Origin of the sequence: Massilia sp. BSC265, assembly GCF_000740675.1 — a bacterium.
Taxonomy (GTDB): Bacteria; Pseudomonadota; Gammaproteobacteria; order Burkholderiales; family Burkholderiaceae_D; genus Telluria.
In genome coordinates this window covers 93,045-111,300 of record NZ_JPXI01000033.1, presented here as the reverse complement: position 1 = coordinate 111,300, position 18,256 = coordinate 93,045, and the positions used below count along the sequence as shown (strand labels likewise).

17 protein-coding genes are annotated in these 18,256 nt (G+C 67.7%); 9 read left to right on the top strand and 8 right to left on the bottom strand.

The window, feature by feature from the left end; all coding sequences use genetic code 11:
* Positions 1–78: 78 nt before the first annotated feature.
* The 3 genes from MA09_RS12650 to MA09_RS12640 all read right to left on the bottom strand — a co-directional run bounded on the left by MA09_RS12650 (position 79) and on the right by MA09_RS12640 (position 1,911).
* Positions 79–465 carry a hypothetical protein gene (locus MA09_RS12650; protein WP_036248961.1) on the bottom strand — a complete coding sequence of 129 codons (387 nt, stop codon included), beginning with the start codon at positions 463–465 and terminating at the stop codon, positions 79–81.
* Positions 466–559: 94 nt separating this feature from the next.
* Positions 560–934 carry a RidA family protein gene (locus tag MA09_RS12645; protein ID WP_036248958.1) on the bottom strand — a complete coding sequence of 125 codons (375 nt, stop codon included), beginning with the start codon at positions 932–934 and terminating at the stop codon, positions 560–562.
* Positions 934–1,911, bottom strand: coding sequence for a threo-3-hydroxy-L-aspartate ammonia-lyase (locus MA09_RS12640; RefSeq protein WP_036248955.1), 978 nt, complete (start codon positions 1,909–1,911; stop codon positions 934–936). The genes MA09_RS12645 and MA09_RS12640 overlap by 1 nt, the downstream gene beginning before the upstream one ends.
* Before the next feature lie 122 nt (positions 1,912–2,033).
* Between MA09_RS12640 and MA09_RS12635 the strand changes: the two genes are divergently transcribed.
* From MA09_RS12635 to MA09_RS12625, 3 genes are all read left to right on the top strand, one after another.
* Complete coding sequence (locus tag MA09_RS12635; RefSeq protein ID WP_036248953.1) at positions 2,034–2,576, top strand: GbsR/MarR family transcriptional regulator; 543 nt, start codon at positions 2,034–2,036, stop codon at positions 2,574–2,576.
* On the top strand, positions 2,573–3,601 hold the full coding sequence (locus MA09_RS12630) for a TIGR01777 family oxidoreductase (RefSeq protein WP_081897572.1): 1,029 nt from the start codon (positions 2,573–2,575) through the stop codon (positions 3,599–3,601). Before MA09_RS12635 ends, MA09_RS12630 begins: the two co-directional genes overlap by 4 nt.
* A gap of 355 nt (positions 3,602–3,956) precedes the next feature.
* Positions 3,957–5,429: a pyridoxal phosphate-dependent aminotransferase gene (locus MA09_RS12625; RefSeq protein WP_036248950.1), complete on the top strand. Its 1,473-nt coding sequence runs from the start codon at positions 3,957–3,959 to the stop codon at positions 5,427–5,429.
* 3 nt (positions 5,430–5,432) lie between these two features.
* Here MA09_RS12625 and MA09_RS12620 read toward each other — a convergent pair whose 3' ends face one another.
* From MA09_RS12620 to ompR, 3 genes are read right to left on the bottom strand one after another with little or no spacing between them, the layout of a single operon-like run.
* On the bottom strand, positions 5,433–7,133 hold the full coding sequence (locus tag MA09_RS12620; protein ID WP_036248947.1) for a hypothetical protein: 1,701 nt from the start codon (positions 7,131–7,133) through the stop codon (positions 5,433–5,435).
* Positions 7,134–7,140: 7 nt separating this feature from the next.
* Complete coding sequence (locus MA09_RS12615) at positions 7,141–8,514, bottom strand: sensor histidine kinase (RefSeq protein ID WP_036248944.1); 1,374 nt, start codon at positions 8,512–8,514, stop codon at positions 7,141–7,143.
* Entirely contained in the window at positions 8,514–9,215 is a 702-nt protein-coding gene (gene ompR, locus MA09_RS12610) for a two-component system response regulator OmpR (RefSeq protein ID WP_051306146.1), read from the bottom strand. Before ompR ends, MA09_RS12615 begins: the two co-directional genes overlap by 1 nt.
* A 286-nt stretch (positions 9,216–9,501) precedes the next feature.
* Between ompR and MA09_RS12605 the strand changes: the two genes are divergently transcribed.
* Together MA09_RS12605 and MA09_RS12600 are read left to right on the top strand one after the other, a co-directional pair.
* On the top strand, positions 9,502–9,906 hold the full coding sequence (locus MA09_RS12605; protein ID WP_051933401.1) for a hypothetical protein: 405 nt from the start codon (positions 9,502–9,504) through the stop codon (positions 9,904–9,906).
* Between the two features lie 178 nt (positions 9,907–10,084).
* On the top strand, positions 10,085–12,016 hold the full coding sequence (locus tag MA09_RS12600) for a flagellar assembly protein A (RefSeq protein ID WP_081897571.1): 1,932 nt from the start codon (positions 10,085–10,087) through the stop codon (positions 12,014–12,016).
* 37 nt (positions 12,017–12,053) lie between these two features.
* On the opposite strand, the gene MA09_RS12595 is transcribed toward MA09_RS12600, so the two are convergent.
* Together MA09_RS12595 and MA09_RS12590 are read right to left on the bottom strand one after the other, a co-directional pair.
* Positions 12,054–12,554 (bottom strand): nuclear transport factor 2 family protein, encoded by a 501-nt coding sequence (locus MA09_RS12595; protein WP_036248938.1) that lies wholly within the window; start codon positions 12,552–12,554, stop codon positions 12,054–12,056.
* 101 nt (positions 12,555–12,655) lie between these two features.
* A complete protein-coding gene (locus tag MA09_RS12590; RefSeq protein WP_152594641.1) occupies positions 12,656–13,525 on the bottom strand; it encodes a DUF817 domain-containing protein in 870 nt (289 codons plus the stop codon).
* A 131-nt stretch (positions 13,526–13,656) separates the two neighbouring features.
* Between MA09_RS12590 and MA09_RS23705 the strand changes: the two genes are divergently transcribed.
* The 4 genes from MA09_RS23705 (at position 13,657) to MA09_RS12570 (ending at position 18,235) form a co-directional block, all read left to right on the top strand.
* Positions 13,657–16,635 carry a PAS domain-containing protein gene (locus MA09_RS23705; protein ID WP_081897570.1) on the top strand — a complete coding sequence of 993 codons (2,979 nt, stop codon included), beginning with the start codon at positions 13,657–13,659 and terminating at the stop codon, positions 16,633–16,635.
* Between the two features lie 9 nt (positions 16,636–16,644).
* Positions 16,645–17,274 carry an NUDIX hydrolase gene (locus MA09_RS12580; RefSeq protein ID WP_036248935.1) on the top strand — a complete coding sequence of 210 codons (630 nt, stop codon included), beginning with the start codon at positions 16,645–16,647 and terminating at the stop codon, positions 17,272–17,274.
* An 11-nt stretch (positions 17,275–17,285) separates the two neighbouring features.
* Positions 17,286–17,648, top strand: coding sequence for a hypothetical protein (locus MA09_RS12575; RefSeq protein ID WP_036248932.1), 363 nt, complete (start codon positions 17,286–17,288; stop codon positions 17,646–17,648).
* 107 nt (positions 17,649–17,755) lie between these two features.
* Positions 17,756–18,235 carry a hypothetical protein gene (locus MA09_RS12570; RefSeq protein ID WP_036248929.1) on the top strand — a complete coding sequence of 160 codons (480 nt, stop codon included), beginning with the start codon at positions 17,756–17,758 and terminating at the stop codon, positions 18,233–18,235.
* Positions 18,236–18,256 lie beyond the last annotated feature (21 nt).

Genomic DNA, 18,256 nt, shown 5'->3' with positions numbered 1-18,256 from the left:
CCTGGCCGTTCGAATTGACGTAGGGCGGGCGGGTCTCCCGCCCACGCGTTCAACCAGCTGTAGGGCAGCCGCAAACGCTTAATCCAGCGTCGCCAGCGTCCGCTTCGGCGCCCCCGCATCCATCAACAAAAATTGCGCCCGCGCTGCCTTGAGCGTGGCCACGTCGCGCGTCATCGGCTTGGCCTTCACGCGCTTCGGCAGTGGACGGCGTTGCACCGCAGACGGTGGTGGCAGCACGCCCTGTTCGGCTGCCAGTGGATACGGTTCGGCACGGGTAATGCCTTCGTCAGCCGGGGTATTGGCCAGGCGCACCATGGTCGCACCGTTCTCGCAGCCCTGGTCGGTCAGGGTGACGCGGCCGGCGCTGTCGACGCACTTGACGATGTTTGCGCCCGCATGGGCAAGCTGGACGGTCGGTGCGGCCAGGGCCGCGACAAGCATACTGAGGCAGAGATGACGCTTCATGGTCGGCTCCTTTATCGAGCCTCCATTGTCCGTGCCTGTCTTGCATGGCTCTGTTCGCTGCCTCACGTGTGCGCGGCTGGCGCGCCGGAATCTCTCAGCTGTTCGGACGCTCGGCGACCAACTGCACTTCCACCAGGAAACCGTAGTGCAGCGCCGGCACCGGCACCACGGCACGTGCCGGCCGGTGGTCGCCGAACACGCCCGCATACGCGCTATTGAATGCGGGCCAGTGCTCGACGCCGGCCAGGTAAGCCGTGCATTGCACGACGTCGTTCATCTGGCAGCCAGCTGCGCGCAGGATCTTCTCGCACTGCGCGAATACCGACGCGCACTGGGCGTCGAAGCTGGTATCCGCCAGGTCGCGCGCCGGCAGCACCCCCGACACGAAGACCAGGCCGCCGCGCGTGACGACGGCCTGCGAATAATGGCCTGCGGGGGCGGGGAGTTCGGATGACTGGACGAATTCCATCACGCTTCCAAAGTCTGCATCAGCGCGGCAAAGCGCGACAGGTCGACGTTGCCGCCGCTGATCAGGATGCCGACGCGCTTAGCCCTGACGTCGACCACGCCGTGCAGCGCCGCGGCCGCCGCCAGGCAACCGGTGGGCTCGACGATCATCTTCATGCGCTCGGCGAAGAAGGCCATGGTCTGCACAAGTTGCGCGTCGCTGACGGTGACGATGTCGTCCACGCTGCGGCGAATCACCTCGAAGTTGTGCTCGCCGATATGGGTCACCATGGCGCCGTCGGCGATGGTCCTGGGCACCGCGATGTGCACGATTTCCCCCTTGCGCAGCGATTGCTGCCCGTCGTTGCCGGCTTCCGGCTCGACGCCGATCACCCGGCAAGACGGCGACAGGGCGCGCGCCGCCAGCGCGCAGCCGGCCAGCAGGCCGCCGCCGCCCAGGCACACCAGCAGGATGTCGAGCTCGCCGGTTTCCTCGAACAGTTCCTTGGCGGCCGTGCCCTGGCCGGCAATGACGTCCGGATGGTCGTAGGGCGGAATCAGGGTCATGCCGCGCTCTTCCGACAGGCGCCGGCCGATCTCTTCGCGGTTCTCCGTATAGCGGTCATAGGTGATGACTTCGCCGCCGTACTCCTTGGTGGCCTTGACCTTCAGCGCCGGCGCGTCCTGCGGCATGATGATGACGGACTTGATGCCGGCCAGCCTGGCCGACAGGGCGATCGCCTGGGCGTGGTTGCCCGAAGAGAAGGTCAGCACGCCGGCGGCGCGCTGGGCCTCGTCGAATTTGGCGATGGCGTTGTAGGCGCCGCGGAACTTGAAGGCGCCCATGCGCTGGTAGTTCTCGCACTTGAAGAACAGCGTGCCGCCGGACAGCTTGTTCGCCGTGCTCGAGGTCAGGACCGGCGTGCGGTGCGCAGCGCCAGCCAAGCGCTCGGCGGACAGTTCGACGTCACGGTAGGAGAGGGCGGTAGTAGCGGTCATGGCGGTCTCGGTCAAGTCGAAAGGCGACAGTATAGCGAACCGACATTCCCCATCAAGGATTCGCTTGACCTTTCGTTCATTTCGTTCTTTAATTTCTGTAACAACAGAAATAAAGGAAAATCATGAGCCTCAGCCCGACCGCGCAGAAATTCGTCCTTCACTGGGGAGAGATGGGAACCCGCTGGGGCGTCAACCGGACCGTCGCCCAGATCCACGCGCTGCTCTACCTGTCCGAGCGCCCCTTGACCGCCGACGACATCGTCGAGACCTTGGGCGTGGCCCGCTCCAACGTCAGCAACAGCCTGAAGGAGCTGCAGAGCTGGAAGCTGGTGCGCGTGAGCCACGTGCTGGGCGACCGGCGCGACCACTTCCAGGCCTTGCAGGATGTGTGGGAAATCTTCCGGGTGATCCTGGAAGAGCGCAAGCGCCGCGAGATCGACCCCACCCTCACCGTCCTGCGCGAATGCGCCATCGAAGGGGAAGCGGACAAGGGCCTGGACGCCGCCACGCTGGCGCGCATGCAGGTCGTGCTCGAGTTCCTCGAGATGCTGAGCGCCACCTTCAAGGACTACCAGCACCTGCCGCCGCAGACGCTGCAGCGCTTCCTCAAGATGGGCGGCAAGGTCGCCCGCTTCCTCGGACCCAACGGCAAGGAGCAGCCATGAGCGCCAACGTACGGAAGCTGTCGGGACTGCGCGATGTAATCGCAGCTGCGCGCGGACAGGGCGGCATCAAGGTGCCCGCCGTGTCCTTCGATGCGCACAAGCGTACCGTCCTCGTCACCGGCGCCACCGGCTTCGTCGGCCGGCACCTGGTGCCGGCCCTGCTGCAGGACGGCCACACGGTGCTCGCCCTGAGCCGGCAGCCGGAAGCGGCGGCGCGGCTGTTCGAGGGCAAGGTAAAGTGCATCGCATCGATGGACGCGCTGCCACCGAGCACCCGGATCGACGTCGTGGTCAACCTGGCCGGCGCCCGCATCCTGGGCCCGCGCTGGAGCACGGCGCGCAAGGAAGCCCTGCGCCGCAGCCGCGTCGAGCTGACGCGGCAGGTGGTGGCCTGGATCGAACGCGCCGACCACAAGCCCTTCCTGCTGCTGAATGCCTCCGCCATCGGCTACTACGGCATCCAGCGCATCGGCGACGCGTCCGAGCTCGACGAAGCCGCGCCGCCGCAGCCGATCTTCATGTCGGACCTGTGCCGCGAATGGGAGGAAGCGGCCGGCGCCGCCGCGCGGTACGGCGTGCAGGTGGAGTGCATGCGCTTCGGCCTGGTCGTCGGCAAAGGCGGGGCGCTGCCCATGATGCTGCTGCCGATCCTGCTCGGCCTGGGCGGGAGGCTGGGAAGCGGCCGGCAGTGGCTGTCGTGGATCCACGTGGACGACGTGGTGGGCGGCATGGCGCACCGCTGGCGCCACGCGCTCGCGGCCCCAAGGCCGGGCACCGCAGGGGCCACCAATTTCACGGCGCCCGAATGCCTCACGCAGGCCGAATTCGGCCGGGCGGCCGGGCGTATCTGGCGCCGTCCCAGCTTCATGCCGACGCCCGGCTGGCCGCTGCGCCTGATGCTGGGCGAGCAGTCCGACCTGCTGCTGGAGGGGCAGCGCGTCGTGCCGCGGCGGCTGCAGCGGGAAGGCTTCGTGTTTCGCTACCCCGGCATCGAGGGGGCGCTGGCGAGCCTGAAAGGCAGATAACGGGCTAATGCCTGTCACTTAAGAGGCGCCGCTCATCCGTAGGGTGGGCGGGTCTCCCGCCCACGCGGTTAGATCACAGTACTGCAGCCCGGTCGATTTTTCGTATCTCAACTAACACCGCGTGGGCGTTTGTCATTCCGGGCATTGCCCGGCATTACCCCGCCCACCCTACAGTTCTTCCTAACTGACAGGCATTGGGTAACGGGCCATGATTCATGCGGCTTGCATGGTTCGGATCGCCCCGTCCAATCGTGCGACTGTCACTACTGCAACTCATTAGACTGCGCGGAGTTTTTGCTGTTGCTCCATGGCAAAACTGCAACCATCCGCCAAGTTTATAGTGAGAGACATCCTCATGACCCAGCTGAATCAAGCCCTCGAACGCCCCACGATTCCCACCTGGACGCCGCACCTGCGCAGCCACATCAAGGCCGCCGCCGAGCACCTCCAGAACGATTCGGAAGAGATGCGCCAATGCTCGCCGGAGCAGGTGCTGTATCACGAGTACATGGGGGCCGGCGCGCCGCACGGACCGGTGCTGTATGCCGTCAAGGGCGAACACTGGAACGGCGTCAGTCCTAAATTCCTGGAATTCATCAACGCCTTCCAGTTCGAGCGCGGCGACATGGGTTATGCCGAATCCGGCTACGGCATTCAGCGCCACCGCAATTTCATGCGCCGACTGATCGTCAGCGAACACCACCTGGCGGGGCGCAAGCCGGCCCCCGGCCTCGACATCGACGTCGGCTGCCTGGCGATGACCACCCGGATGGCGATGTACGACATGGCCAAGGTCGCGATGCGCCACGCGCGCGACAACTTCCCGGGCAAGACCCCGGTGGCGCTGGTGCCGACCCCGAGCTGGGACTACCGCGGCATCTTCAGGGACGTCGGCTTCGAGGTCGTGTTCCTGCCGCTGGGGCCGAAGAACGGCTGGCTGCCGGACCTGCGGCGATGGGACGCCATCGTGCGCGAGACGGTTGCCGACGGCAGCCGCCACATCGCCATGGCCGTGACCAATCCGCAGCACAACCCGACCGGCATGCAATGGCCGGTCGAGGTCACGCACTACCTCCTGGAGCTGTGCGCGGCGCAAGGCGGCTTCCTGCTGCTCGACGACGCCTATTACTGCGTCCACGACCCGCGCGCGCCGGTCGTCAACCACCTGAAGGCGCTGCTCGACGCCTTCGACGGCAACGGCGGCGACAATGAGCTGGTCCGCTCCGGCATGTTCGAGCGCTGGGTCGCCACCCGCCCCTTCGGCAAGCAGTTCTCGTGCAATACGATGGGCGTCGCGGCCATCACCACCTCGCCGAAGATGCTGCGGCTCCTGGGCCGCGAATCCTGGATCAACCGCTACCACACCAACACCCACAATGCGGAGCTGATGTGCGCCTGGCTGGCCACGCCGGAAGCAGCCGACTGGACCATCGAGACCGGCCTGTTCTACACGCGCCAGAAGGAACTGGTGCGCGCGCGCCTGAAGGAACGCATGGGCTGGCTCGACCCGGCCCTGTGCATCGGGCCGTCGACCTCCTACATGCTGATCGAGATCCCGCAGGTGTACCAGACCACCGACGGCGGCATCGACCGCTTCCGCGACGACCTGTTCTTCGCCACCGGCACCCTGGTCTCGGCCTCGCTGTTCAACCAGACCGCGCCGGTGCCCTTCGTGCGCCTGCACCTGGGCAGCCACCCGGACGTGATCGAGGAGTTCCTGCGCCGCTGGGAAGCGGCCGGCCTGCGCTACGACATGCCGGCCACCTTCGGGGGCAGGGCGGCGCTGGCGAGGCCGGTGCTGCCGCCGGCGTTCCGGCAGGGGGCGTAAAGCTCAAATGCCGAATGCCTTCAGCCCGGCGTCCAGCAGCATCCCGAAGGGGTTGTTGCGGCGCCGGCCTTCCTGGGCCGCGCGCGGAACTTCCTCGTACAGGAAGCAGGCATCCTGCCCGGTGAAGCTGTCGTGGAACAGCGGCTGCCTGCCGGCCAGGTAAGGCAGGAAGGGCTCGGCGCGCACGGTACCGTAGCCGGCGTGCGCGCTGAAGCCCAGGGTGGCGTCCTGGCTGATCGTGCGGCCACGGCCGGCGTGTTCGAGGCGCACGCCGCGGCAACCCTTGAGCACCAGGGTCGCCGGGCCCTCGAACGACAGATAGCGCAATTGCAGCGTGAGCCAGGCATGCAGCGTTCCCAGGCGCCAGTGGCTGCGGATGACGGGCCGCCGGCCCCCACCCAGGACCATGCCCACCAGGCAGCTCGGCTGCAACACGAAGGACTCGCCGGGCGCGAGTTCCAGCAGCGCGACTTCGTCCAGCGGGTCGAGTGTCGCCGATACGACCACCTCGGCCGCCGTCACGGCGCGCAGGCGTTTGAGCATCCACAGGCGCGCGGCCAGGCTGCTCAGCGGGCGCCGCCAGTCGAACAACACGCGGGTCGCGACGGCCACGCCTGCAGGCTGGCTCTGGCAGTAGTCGGGACGGACCAGCAGTTCGTCGCCCGGCGCCAGTGCCAGGGCTTGCGAGACGGCAGAGATGCGCGAAGACATCCGGGGCCGCGTCTGCGCAGCGGCCGCGCCGATGACGATCGCCAGCCTGCGCGCCGCCAGCGGCGCCAGCACGAAATAGAACAGGGCGCGGATCGCCGCCGGCGCCAGCCACCACCCAAGCAGCACCAGCAGCGCCGGCAGCAGCAGCGGCTGCACCACTCCGTAGACTTGCCAGGCGCCGCTGGTCCCCGCCAGCTGCTCGACCTCGCGCAGCCGTTCGCGCAGCGGTGCGGCGGCAGCCGCCAGCGCCTCGTCATTCAGCCGGAACGCGGCCGGTGCGCCGACCGACGGCAGCGTGTTCACCAGCGCCCGCTGGGCCTGGAAGGCCCGGTGCGCGGCGGTGTTCCTGGCGCGCAGCTGGGCTGCCCTCGCGTCCAGTGCCCGCAGATGCCGGTAGTCTTCGGTAAAGAACAGTTTGCCCCAGGTCCCCGCGGCCGCTTCGAGCTGGGCGCGCCTTTTCAATGTGTCCTGCAGCGCCGTGTAGACCGCCACGTGTTCGCGTCGCAGCCGTTCCAGGGTGGCCAGCGCGGCCTGCCGGTTGGCGAGCGCGTCGGCGCGCGCGCGCAGGGCCAGCAGGTGCGTCTTTTCCTGGCGCCGCAGTTCGATTTCCATGTCGCGCATGGCCGAGCGCGCAAGCTGCTGCGCCAGGGCCTCCCGGCCGGCGAGCACGGCGCCCAGCACCGGTGCGGCTTCCTGCTCGCGGCGCAGCTGTGCGATCTCCCCGTCGATGGCCGCGATGCGCCTGTCGAGCTGTGCGATGCCGGCGCCGGACAGCCGGCGAACCTCTTCTTCGGTGGCATGCACCAGCGCGGCGCGGCGCTCGTCGAAGACGGCCTGCGCCTGCCGCAGCGCCGGGAGTTCGCCGACGATGTGCTGGATGTCCCTCCACTCGTCCCTCACCCAGGAGGCGGACGCGAGGACGAGCACGATGGCCGCGAACACCAGCAGGTTGCGGCCAAGGCTGCGAAGGAGGACGGCGAGCAGCTGTCCCACGCGTCGCTTACCCCGCCAGCGGCAGCGCCAGTTGCAGCAGCAGGCCGCCGCCTTCGCGGTTGCTGACCGTCAGCTCGGCGTTGTGGCGCGTGAGCACGCGCTCCACGATGGCCAGGCCCAGGCCGGCGCCGTTGGCCTGGCCGCGCGCGCTGTCCAGGCGCGTGAAGGGCTTCAGCAGCTGGTTGATCTGGTCCTCCGGCACGCCCACGCCGTGGTCGCAGATCTCGATCACGGCGCGCCGTCCGTGGCCTGTCGCTTTTACTCTTAATACGATCGCGATCTCGGTGTAGTCCTGGCCCGGCGTCTTGCCGTACTTGCGCGCGTTCTCGATGATGTTGTTGACCACGCGCCGCAGGTCGGTCGCGTTGCCCATCACGTGCACGCCGGGCATCAGGTCGACCCGGACCCGCAGGTCGCGGATGCGGCCCGCCTCGCGGCCGACTTCGGCCAGCATCTCGGACAGGTTGACCGAAACGAAAGTGGCGGCATCGGTCGGCTTGGCGTAGTCGAGGAACTGGCCGATGATCGCGTCCATCTGGTTGATGTCCGACTGCATGCCTTCGCGCGCATCGTCCGGCAGGTTGGCCATTTCGACCTCGAGCTGCATGCGCGCCAGCGGCGTGCGCAGGTCGTGCGAGATGCCGGCCAGGATCACCGCGCGGTCCTTCTCCACCTGCGCCAGGTCGTCGACCATCTGGTTGAAGCTGCGGTTGGCCTCGATGATCTCCTGCGAGCCCTTCTCGGGCAGCGGGTCCGGCTTCTCGCCCTTGGCGATGGTGCGCGCCGCCGCCGTCAGGCGCGCCAGCGGCCGGTTCACCAGCGAGGAGATCAGCGCCGCGCCGAGCAGCGACAGCAGGCCGACCAGCGTGGCCCAGCCGAGCCACTGCTCGCGCGACAGGCCGGCCAGGCGCTCGCGCTCGAGCATCAGCCAGTATTCGTCCTCGTCGATGTTGAAGCTGATGTAGAAACCCGGCACCCCGTTCACGTTGCTCGAGAAGCGCGTCTGCTTGCCGAGGCGTTCGCGCACCATGGCGGCGATCTCGGGCATCAGGCGGTTGTCCGGCGGCGGCTCGATGATGTCGTCTTCGTTCAGCGTGAAGATGCGGATGCCTTCGCTCGACGCCAGCTCGAACAGCAGTTCGCGCCGCTGCTCGGGCGCCGAGTGGATGAGGGCGGCCTTGGTCAGCGTGACGACCGACACCACCAGTTCGGCGGTCTGCTGCACCTGGGGACCGCGCTGGAACATGTTGAGCATGCCGATCCAGGAGCCGATCGAGGCCGCGGTGAGCAGCGACATCAAGAGGAAAGTGCGCCAGAACAGGCCGCTCCGGTACCAGGCGAAGCGGGCGGCGCGGCGCGCCGCCGAGAGTGGAGCTAACACTAGCGCGGCTGTCCTTCAGGGATGAACACGTAGCCCAGGCCCCAGACGGTCTGAATGTACAGCGGGCTGGAAGGATCCGGCTCGATCAGCTTGCGCAAGCGCGAGATCTGCACGTCGAGCGAGCGGTCGAAGACCTCGTATTCGCGGCCTCTAGCCAGTTCCATCAGCTTCTCGCGCGAGAGCGGCTGGCGCGCATGGCGCGCGAACACCTTCAGCACCGAGAATTCGCCGGTGGTCAGGGGCACGGTCTCGCCATTTTTCTTCAGCGTGCGCGTGCCCAGGTCGAGCACGAAGTCGCCGAACTCGAAGGTCTGCGGGGTCTCGCTCGGCGCGCCCGGGATCTCGTCGGGGCCCTTGCGGCGCAGGACCGCGCCGATGCGGGCCACCAGCTCGCGCGGGTTGAAAGGCTTGGGCAGGTAGTCGTCTGCGCCCATCTCGAGGCCGACGATGCGGTCGACATCCTCGCCCTTCGCGGTCAGCATGATGATCGGGGTCTGGTCGCCGGCGCCGCGCAGGCGGCGGCAGATCGACAGGCCGTCCTCGCCGGGCAGCATGAGGTCCAGCACCAGGAGGTCATAGCGCTCGCGCAGCCACAGCTTGTTCATGGCGGGCGCGCTTTCCGCGGTCACCACCTGGAAGCCCTGTTCGGTGAGGTAGCGGCGCAGCAGGTCGCGCAGGCGGACGTCGTCGTCCACGACCATGATCTTGGCGGAGTGGCCGCCCTGGTTGCCAGGGGCGCTGTTGATGCCGCTGCCGGCAGTGCCCGTATTGTTCGTCGTCGCGTTCATATGGAATCCAGAATTGTCAGAAGCATGTCGCTATGGTAACGTCTTATCGCTTGGACATCTCGTCCATGTGGCTCAGCCATTACATTGTGTTACAAACTTTACCCAATCAGGCTTACTCCTCAGACGGTATGCACATACACTGGCGGCAAGTGGAAATCACAGCTTATCTGTTTATATGGCATCGCGGAAGAGGAACACCATGAACAACGTGCGTATCAAAATCCAGGCAGAAGGTTCGGCTGCAAGCGGCGGTCTGCCGCTTCAGTTCGCTACGCTCGTCCGGCACGGTGTGGTCGCCTTTGCCCTGGCTTGCACCGCTGCCGGCGCCGTGGCGGCCGGTCAGGACCGCAGCCCGCGCCGCGACGAGATGCACCAGCAGGGCATGCGCGACCGTTACGACGCCCGTGCGCAGGATCCGCGCTACGACCAGCGTGCCTACGAGATGCGCGAGGAAGCCCGCATGCGGCAGGAAGAAGCCATGCGCGACTCCATGCGTGAAGAAGGCGGCCGCCGCATGCGCATGACGCCGGACGAGCGCAGCGAGCTGAAGCGTCAGATCAATGAAGCCAACCGGGACCTTCCTCCGAACCTGCGCCGCCGCTGATTCGGCGGCCGCGGCGGCCCGCCGCGCTCCTTCCTGACGGCGCCTGCGGGCGCCGTCGTCGTGTACGGGACCTTTCCCCCATCGGTGGGGTTCTTTAGGAAAAGCATGTTGCAATACGTTTATTTACTTATTGCAACATGCTATCTTAGGGAACCTTAGCAGATCGGGAGAGCATGCCGTGTCCAACCCAGTAGCCAGCAGCGTCCAGTCCCTGCCGGTGGCCCGGCCTGTGGCCGCATCTGCGGCTTCTGGCACGCCTGCCGCCACCGCAGGCGCCGGCGCATGCATCGCCCGCCATGCTGACGGCGTCTATTGCGATGTCGCGGCGCTGGGCCACACCTTGCTGGCGGCAGTCGAGGGCATCCTGCTCCGGAACCAGTATTTCGCCGGCCTCGATTATCCGGTCCTGATCAAGGCCCTGTTCGGCCATGGCCCCGAGCTGCCGCGCAATGCCCGCGGGGAGACCGTGGTGCGCCTGGCCGACGGCATCCTGCCTTTCGATCCCGCGCGCCGCCAGCTCTATCGCGCGGTCAAGATCGCCGACGGCCAGGCCGAGTACTACTTCGAGCCCGTGTTCCTGGCCGACGCGGAAGGCGTCGAGCAGCCGACCAGCCTCGACATCGACGAGTTCATCGCCGACATGTGGATGAAGGGCATCCGCTTCGGTATCGATGTCGAAGGGGTCGCGGCCGCCATCGCTTCCGGCGCGGCGGGCCGCATCGTGGTGGCGCGCCGGCTGCCTCCCCGGCCGGGCCAGGACGCGCGCGTGGTCGAGGTCTCGAACGAGCTGCACCGCAGCGACGCGCCGCGCCAGCTCGCCAACGGCAGGCTCGACCTGATGAGCTTCCAGAACCGCTTCCCGCAAGTCCAGCGCGGCACGCGCCTGCTGCGCAAGCTCCCGCGCGTACAGGGCGAGCCGGGTTTCGACCTGTCCGGCATCGCCCTCGCGCCGGAGATGCCGCTTGATCTCGAACTGATGGACTGGAGCGGCCCCGGCACCACGGTCGACCGCATCGCCGAAGGCGAGTTCGTGGTCGCCCTGCAGGATGGTTTCCTGAACGTGGAAGGCAACCGCATCTCGGTGGGCGACAAGATCGTCAGCCATGACGGCGTCAGCGCCAGGACCACCGGCAACCTGCAGCTGGAGGGCGACTACGAGGAATTCGGCGAAGTGCAGGAAAACCGGGTGGTCGAGGGCGGCAGCATCACCGTGCATGCCGACGTCTTCGGCCATATCGTCTCGCGCGGCGGCGTGGTGTGCCTGAACCGCAACCTGATGGGCGGCAGCGCGCGCAACGCCGACGGCCCGATCGTCGTCCAAGGGGTCGCTTCAAGCGCCGTCATCGGAAGCGCCAACGGCGAAGTCAGCCTGCAGCGCGCCGAGAACTGCGTCATTTCGGGCAGCAGGGTCTCGGTGGTCGAAGCGGTCAATTGCGAGATCGTGGCCGACGTGGTGGAGATCACCCAGGCCGAAGGCTGCGCCATTGCCGCAAAACGCATCGCGATCGAGCGCGCCGCGCCGCGCGGACACAGCGAAATGCGGATCTTCGTGCTGCGCCCCGACTGCGCGCGCATCGACGCGGCGATCGGCATGATTCGCGAGCGCGTGGGCCGGTTCGGCGAGCTGGCCGGGCAGCGTCGCGCGGCGATGGGCGCGCTGGCGGCACAGCCGGAGGTGGCCAGCTACCTCCGGCTGGCCGGGCGTGTGCGCAAGGGTGAGCTGGTGCTCACGCCCGAGCAGCAACCGGCATTCAAGAAGCTGGCCGCTGCCGCCGCGCCGGCGCTCAAGCAGATGGCCGCGCTGTCGCAGGAAACCAAGGACATCGAGGCCGAGCAGCAGTCCGGCATGGCGCTGCTGGCAAGGCTGGAAGCGCAGCGGGCGCAGCATAGCAGCGCGGCCAGCGTCGCCATCCTGCAGGCCGCCGGCGACATCACGGTGCGTGCGCTGGACGTCGAACCCGACAGTGCGGAAGCAGAGCGCGGCAGCCATTACCACCTGGCGCCGCGCGAGATCAAGGCGCGCCTGCGCGACGCCAGCGGCGCCGAGCTGCTGTTTGCCGGCAGCAGCGGCAGCTTCAGCTGGAGCACGGCGGAGCTCGCCACCTCCTGAGCGTCAGGGCGTCCGCCAACTCCAGTGGTCAGGCGCCTTAGCTGCGCGCCGGCCTGATGGCGGTGCTCTGGTGAAAGCTGCTCTTCCAGCCGTCCGGCTGGCGTATCCACAGGTGCGCGAAGCGGAAGCGCAGCGGTTTGGCGGAGACGCCCGCCTGCAGCGAACGGAAGGTACCGGTCACCAGGGCCGCGCTGCCGCCTTCCAGCACCTGTACTTCGGTCGATTCGATCTCGTAGAGGCGGAAGCCGAAGTCGTTGCGTTCGAGCCCCGTGAGCAGCTCGGTCTTGCTGCGCACCCGCCCGCGGCTGTCGACGTGGTAGTACTGGCGGTCCATCAGGTGGCGCAGGGCAGCGACGTCGCGCCGCACGATGGCGTTGGCGCGCTGCCTCTCCAGCCCGGCCAGCAGGGCGGGGAGGTCGACTTCTCCGGCGGCGATGGCGCGCTGGCTCTGGAAGCCTGCCGCATGGACGGGCTGCGGCGCCGGCAGCGTGGCGGACAGCACCGCGAGCAGGGCGACTAGGCTGGTCGGCGGTTTCATGGCGGTTCCTTCGTGAAAGCGGACAGGAGCGTGCTACGCGCCCATGATACCGCGCTCCGCGCCGGCGCCGAACACCTGTCCGTCCTGCCCCTTGCCGGCCCTCAGGGGCGCGCGATGTGGATCTTTTCCTTGATGTGCTTGAGGTTGGCGACGATGGTGAAGGTCATGATCACCAGCAGCGACCACGAGCTCCACTTGCTCACGTGGACCACCGACCAGGCGCCCAGCTGGTTCGGATAGCGCCACACGCCCCAGAAGGTGCCGATGTTCTCGGCCAGCCAGATGAAGAAGCCGATCAGCACGAAGGACAGCAGCAGCGGCATCTTGCGGTCGCGGTCGAGCGGCCGGAACACCACCGTGGTGCGCGAGTACAGGCCGAGCGCGCAGGCCGCCAGGTACCAGCGGTAGTCGCCGATGTAATGGTGGGTGAAGAAGTTCAGGTAGATCAGGATCGCGATCGTCCAGGCCATCCAGTGCGGCGGATGGTGGCGGATGCGCAGGTCGAACAGGCGCCAGGCCTGCACGATGTAGCTGCCGATGGCCGCATACATGAAGCCCGAGAACAGCGGCACTTCGAGCACCTTGGCATAGGCGAAGTCCGGATAGGCCCAGGACTGGATCGCGCCTGACACCTTGAAGGCCTCGAGCGCGAAGCCGATCGCGTGGAACAGGCAGATTGCCTTCAGCTCGTCCATCGTCTCCAGTCCCGAACGCACCATCCACAGCTGGATGGCCAGCGCCACCAGCAGCAGCACGTCGTAGCGCGGGACACCGAGGATGCCGGTGCGCGGCGTCAGCATCATGGCGGCGAAGAACAGGCCCACGAACAGGCAGGCGCGCGCGTTCTTGAATCCGAACCAGAGGAACTCGACCCCGCCGCGGCGCCAACCGGCGAGCCGGCGCGGACGCGTGTCGAGCAGGACGTTATCGAGTGCCAGGGTGATCGGGGCGGAGCCGGGCGTCTTGTTCATTGTTATCGGCGAGGCAAGATAGGTCAGCCGATCTTGTCACAGAAGGGTGGGCGAATCAATGGCAGGCGCTCGCAGGTGCGCAAAACGATGCCTGGACGTAACGAAATCTTGTCAGAATCAATAGAGGTACAATGAATATTCATCATTACGACCTCTGGATCATGGCGCTCCACGACCACGCCTACCGCGCCCTGTTCGACGCTTCGCCGAATCCCTATCTCGTGCTCGACCGCGAGCTCACCATCGTCACCGCCAACCGGGCCTACCTGGCGTCCACCGGGCGCACCCTGGCGGAGATCGCCGGGCGCCCGGCCGGCGATGCCTTCCCGTCCGACCCGGCCACCATGCGCCATATGCTGGCTTCGTTCAACCGGGTGTTGCGCTCCAAGCGGCCGGACACCATGGCGCTGCTGCGCTATGACATCGCCCGCAGCAGTACCGATGGCGTCGACGGTGGCGGCATGGAGACGCGCTACTGGACCGTCACGCACCTGCCGGTGCTGGATGCAGCGGGCGAAGTCGAACTGGTGCTGCAGCATCCGATCGACGTCACCGGACTGGCGCGCATGCGCGAAGCCGCGGGCCTGGCGCTGGATGCGGACACCCCGCTGCTGGCCGAGCAGACCGGATTGATGGACCGCGCCCGCCATGTCCAGGAAGCCAACCTGCACCTGCAGGCCGACGTCGCGCGCCTGCAAACGCTGTTCCTGAAGGCGCCGAGCTTCATGGCGGTGTTGCGGGGCCCCGAGCACGTGTTTGAATTCGTCAACGACGCCATGATCGAGCTGCTCGGACCGCGCGCCTATATCGGCCGGCCGGTGCGCGAGGCGCTGGCCGAGCTGGAAGACCAGCGCCTGTTCGAGGTGCTCGACGCGGTCCACGCCTCGGGGAGGGAATACCTGGCCTACGACATCCCGATCCGGATCCGGCGCGGCGCAGGCGCGGAGCTGGAGCGGCGCTACATCAACGTGATCTACCAGCCGATCGTCGAGGAGGGCATCATTGCCGGCATCTTCGTGGAAGGCACCGACGTCACCGAGCAGCACCTGGCGCGCCGCACGGTCGAGATGCAGGTGGCGCAGATGAAGCAGGTCGAGCGCCAGCAGGCTTTCCAGCTCGCGCTGGCCGACCGCCTGGCGCCGCTGGACGAGGTCGGGGAGATCATCGGCGCGGCCAGCGCCCTGCTTGGCGAGACGCTCGGCCTGGCGCGGGTGCTGTTCGCCGAGGTGCGCGAGCCGTTTGGCGCAGTCACGATCCGTCGTGACTGGTGCCGCCCGGGTGTGTCCAGCATCGCAGGAGTCGCGACGACGCTCGACGCTTTCGGTCCCGGTCTGGCCCTGGAGCTGCGCCGCGGGAACGATGTGGTGGTCGCGGACGCGGAGCGGGATCCACGCACCAGCGCCTTCCTGACCGCCTACGAGGCGTTTGCAGTACGCGCCTATATGACCATGCCGCTGATCAAGGCCGGGGAACTGCGCATCGTCCTGAGCATGCACAGCGACGTCCCGCGGGACTGGAGGGAGGACGAGGTGCGGATGGCGCGCGAAATGGCCGAGCGTACCTGGGCAGCAGTGGAAAACGCCGGTGCCCAGGCCGAGCTGCGGGCCGAGCGCGACCGCTCGCGCTATATCTTCGACACCATGACCGAAGGCTTCGCCCTGATCGATGCCGACTGGACCGTCACGCGCATGAACGCGACAGGCCTGCAGCTGGTGCAGCGGGCGGAAGACGAGATCATCGGTCGCGATCACTGGGAGGCATTCCCGAGTTCCGTGGGCAGCGAGGTGGAGCGCATCTGCCACGAAGTGATGACCACGCGGGTGGCCGGCCATGTCGAATACGCGTATCCGCTGCCGGCCGGGGGGCACCTGTGGATGGAGGTGCGCGTGTATCCGGCCATGGAGGGCGGGCTGGCGATCTTCTTCCGCGACATCAGCAACCGGCGCCGCGCCCAGGAACAGCTGCGCCTCGAGGCCCAGCGCAAGGACGAGTTCCTGGCCATGCTGGCCCATGAGCTGCGCAACCCGCTGGCGCCGATCGGGGCCGCGGCCGAGCTGCTGGCGCTCGGGCGCCTGTCGGAGGATGGCGTGCGCCATACCAGTGCGATCGTCGCGCGCCAGGTCGGTCACATGACGAGCCTGATCAACGACCTGCTGGACGTCTCGCGCGTCACACGTGGCCTGGTGGCGCTGGCCTCGGAGCCGGTCGACGTCAAGGCCACCGTGGCCGACGCGCTGGAGCAGGCGCGCCCCCTGGTCCAGGCGCGCCACCACCGGCTGGAGGTGCACCTGGCCCCGGATGAAGCCGTGGTCGAGGGCGACCGCAAGCGCCTGGTGCAGGTGCTGGCCAATCTGCTGGGCAACGCCGCCAAGTACACCCCGGACGGCGGTCGCATCGTGGTGGGACTGGAGGTGGAGGACGAGCGGGTGCTGCTGTCGGTCGCGGACAACGGAATCGGCATGTCGCCGGAGGTGCAGCGCGGCGTGTTCGACTTGTTCACCCAGGCCGAGCGCACTTCGGACCGTTCGCAAGGCGGCCTGGGCATCGGCCTGGCGCTGGTCAAGAGCCTGGTCGAGCTGCACCGCGGCAGCGTGGCGGTGCACAGCGACGGCCCGGGGCAGGGCAGCCGCTTCTCGGTCTGCCTGCCGCGCATGGCCGTGCCGGCGCAGCTGCGGCAGGACGGCGAAGACAAGGCCGGCCGCCATGCCGGGGCGCCCGCGGGCGCCGGCCGCCACGTGCTGGTGGTCGACGACAATGCCGACGCCGCCGAGCTGCTGGGCATGATGCTGGAAAGCGCCGGCCACCGCGTCCACATCGACCACCATTCGCACAGTGCGCTCGACTACGCGCGCGCGCATGCGCCGGAGGCCTGCATCCTCGACATCGGCCTGCCCGACATGGACGGCAACGAACTGGCGCGCCGCCTGCGCACGCTGCCGGGGATGGCCGGGGCGCTGCTGGTCGCCGTCACCGGCTACGGAAGACCGCAGGACCGCGACGCCGCGCTGGCGGCCGGCTTCGACCAGCACCTGGTGAAGCCGGTCGACATCCAGCAGCTGCTGGACCTGCTGGCGCCGCCGCCTCGCCTCGAACCAGGGCGCCTGCCGTAGAATGTCCGCATGACCGCCTTCCATCCGAAACAGGACGAATACGGCGCCCCGGTGGCGCTCCATTTCCCGACCCCGCCGACATCGGTGGACAGCTGGCTCGACCCGCAGCAGCTTGCCACCGTGGTCCCCCAGGGCGTGCTGCCCGCCGCCCTGTGCGGCATTCCCTTCGAGGCCTGGCGCGACGCTCCGCAGAACGATGCCGGCTGGGCCGTGGTGGCAGGCCAGGATGCGCCCTTCGACGAGCCGCCCTTCGTGCCGGCGCCCGGCAAGCGCGTGGCGGCGGGCGTCGTCATCGTCGAATCCGACGGGCGGGTCTGGGTGGTGCATCCGTCGAATGGCTTCGGCGGCTATCCGGCCACCTTCCCGAAAGGGACGCTGGACCCGGGCATGCTGCTCCGCGCCACGGCGATTCGCGAAGCCTATGAAGAAAGCGGACTGCGCGTGGCCTTGAGCGGCTACCTGATGGACCTGACGCGCAGCCGCAGCCGGACCCGCTACTACCTGGGCCGGCGCGTCGGCGGCTGCCCCTCGGACATGGGCTGGGAGAGCCAGGCGGTGTCGCTGGTGCCGCGCGCGTTGCTGGGCAAGCTGCTGGTCAATCCGAACGATGCGCCGCTGGTGGCCTGGCTGCAGGCCTGAACGGAGCCGCCATGGAACCCATTGCGCTGGTGGCCGGGATTGCGGTGGCGGCGCTAGCGGCGTACAGCAACTACCGGTATGTGCGTGGCGCGCGCGACGTCGTACGCCTGGCGGACAAGGAATTCCGGCAAATCCTCGTCAAGGGAGCGCCGCCGGAGCTGTGCTTCGACGGCCGGGGCGCCGAGATCGTCGTCGAGAGCGTGTCTTACCAGGACAAGTACCGTATACGCGTCCTCAGCGTGACCCGCTACGCGCGCAATGCGCACGGCGAGTATTTCTACTTCATGTCCGAAGGCACGGGCAGGCCTTTGTTCAGGCATATCGAACAACGGGCCGCCAAGGCGGCGCTGGGAAAACGCTACGTGGAGCCCTGAGCCATGGACGGCGGGGGGCAAAGCGAAGTCATCCTTCCGTAAAATCGGAACATGCGCTACCCCTGCCGGGATACACTGGATGCCGCTATTTCGCCAAACGGAGAACCATGCATATCGAGCGGATCCATTTTGAAGCGGTGTTCGATGTCGCGCCCGGCCGCGGCGACTTCAGCTTCCGTAGCGGTGGTCGCACCGAGTATGGCGTCAACCTGCGGCGCGGAACGATTCCGCGTGCAGGCGCCACCTATGCCGTCGCGTTCGGGCGGGCGGGAGACTGGAGCTCGGTGCTGGGCTGGCGCGACCTCGCCGCGCAAGAGGTCATGCTCAACCATTCGACCGTCGGGCTGCTGCTGGCCAGGCTATACGACATCTATTGGTACGGCCTGTTCGTTTTCGCGGGCGGGTTCGTGTTTGGCGGCATCCGCATGGCGCTGGCCTTCGCGGCACTCTTCATTGCCGGACTCCTCTACGTAACCGCGCGGGATGTCCGTACCCTGCGTCACGCCAGGTACGCCTTGCTCTCTGCCGACGATCATGCCGGAAATCCGGACAAAAACGGTGCGCAGCGCCCCGGCGCAGTGCCATAGTTGATTGCAGTCAACAATTTA

Coding starts and splice junctions, on each gene's coding strand:
- MA09_RS12640 (WP_036248955.1), bottom strand. CDS start 1,911: ATGACCGCTACTACCGCCCTCTCCTACCGTGACGTCGAACTGTCCGCC.
- MA09_RS12580 (WP_036248935.1), top strand. CDS start 16,645: ATGACCGCCTTCCATCCGAAACAGGACGAATACGGCGCCCCGGTGGCG.
- MA09_RS12575 (WP_036248932.1), top strand. CDS start 17,286: ATGGAACCCATTGCGCTGGTGGCCGGGATTGCGGTGGCGGCGCTAGCG.
- MA09_RS12570 (WP_036248929.1), top strand. CDS start 17,756: ATGCATATCGAGCGGATCCATTTTGAAGCGGTGTTCGATGTCGCGCCC.
- MA09_RS12590 (WP_152594641.1), bottom strand. CDS start 13,525: ATGAACAAGACGCCCGGCTCCGCCCCGATCACCCTGGCACTCGATAAC.
- MA09_RS12630 (WP_081897572.1), top strand. CDS start 2,573: ATGAGCGCCAACGTACGGAAGCTGTCGGGACTGCGCGATGTAATCGCA.
- MA09_RS12635 (WP_036248953.1), top strand. CDS start 2,034: ATGAGCCTCAGCCCGACCGCGCAGAAATTCGTCCTTCACTGGGGAGAG.
- MA09_RS12595 (WP_036248938.1), bottom strand. CDS start 12,554: ATGAAACCGCCGACCAGCCTAGTCGCCCTGCTCGCGGTGCTGTCCGCC.
- MA09_RS12650 (WP_036248961.1), bottom strand. CDS start 465: ATGAAGCGTCATCTCTGCCTCAGTATGCTTGTCGCGGCCCTGGCCGCA.
- MA09_RS12645 (WP_036248958.1), bottom strand. CDS start 934: ATGGAATTCGTCCAGTCATCCGAACTCCCCGCCCCCGCAGGCCATTAT.
- MA09_RS23705 (WP_081897570.1), top strand. CDS start 13,657: ATGAATATTCATCATTACGACCTCTGGATCATGGCGCTCCACGACCAC.
- MA09_RS12605 (WP_051933401.1), top strand. CDS start 9,502: ATGAACAACGTGCGTATCAAAATCCAGGCAGAAGGTTCGGCTGCAAGC.
- MA09_RS12625 (WP_036248950.1), top strand. CDS start 3,957: ATGACCCAGCTGAATCAAGCCCTCGAACGCCCCACGATTCCCACCTGG.
- ompR (WP_051306146.1), bottom strand. CDS start 9,215: ATGGTCGTGGACGACGACGTCCGCCTGCGCGACCTGCTGCGCCGCTAC.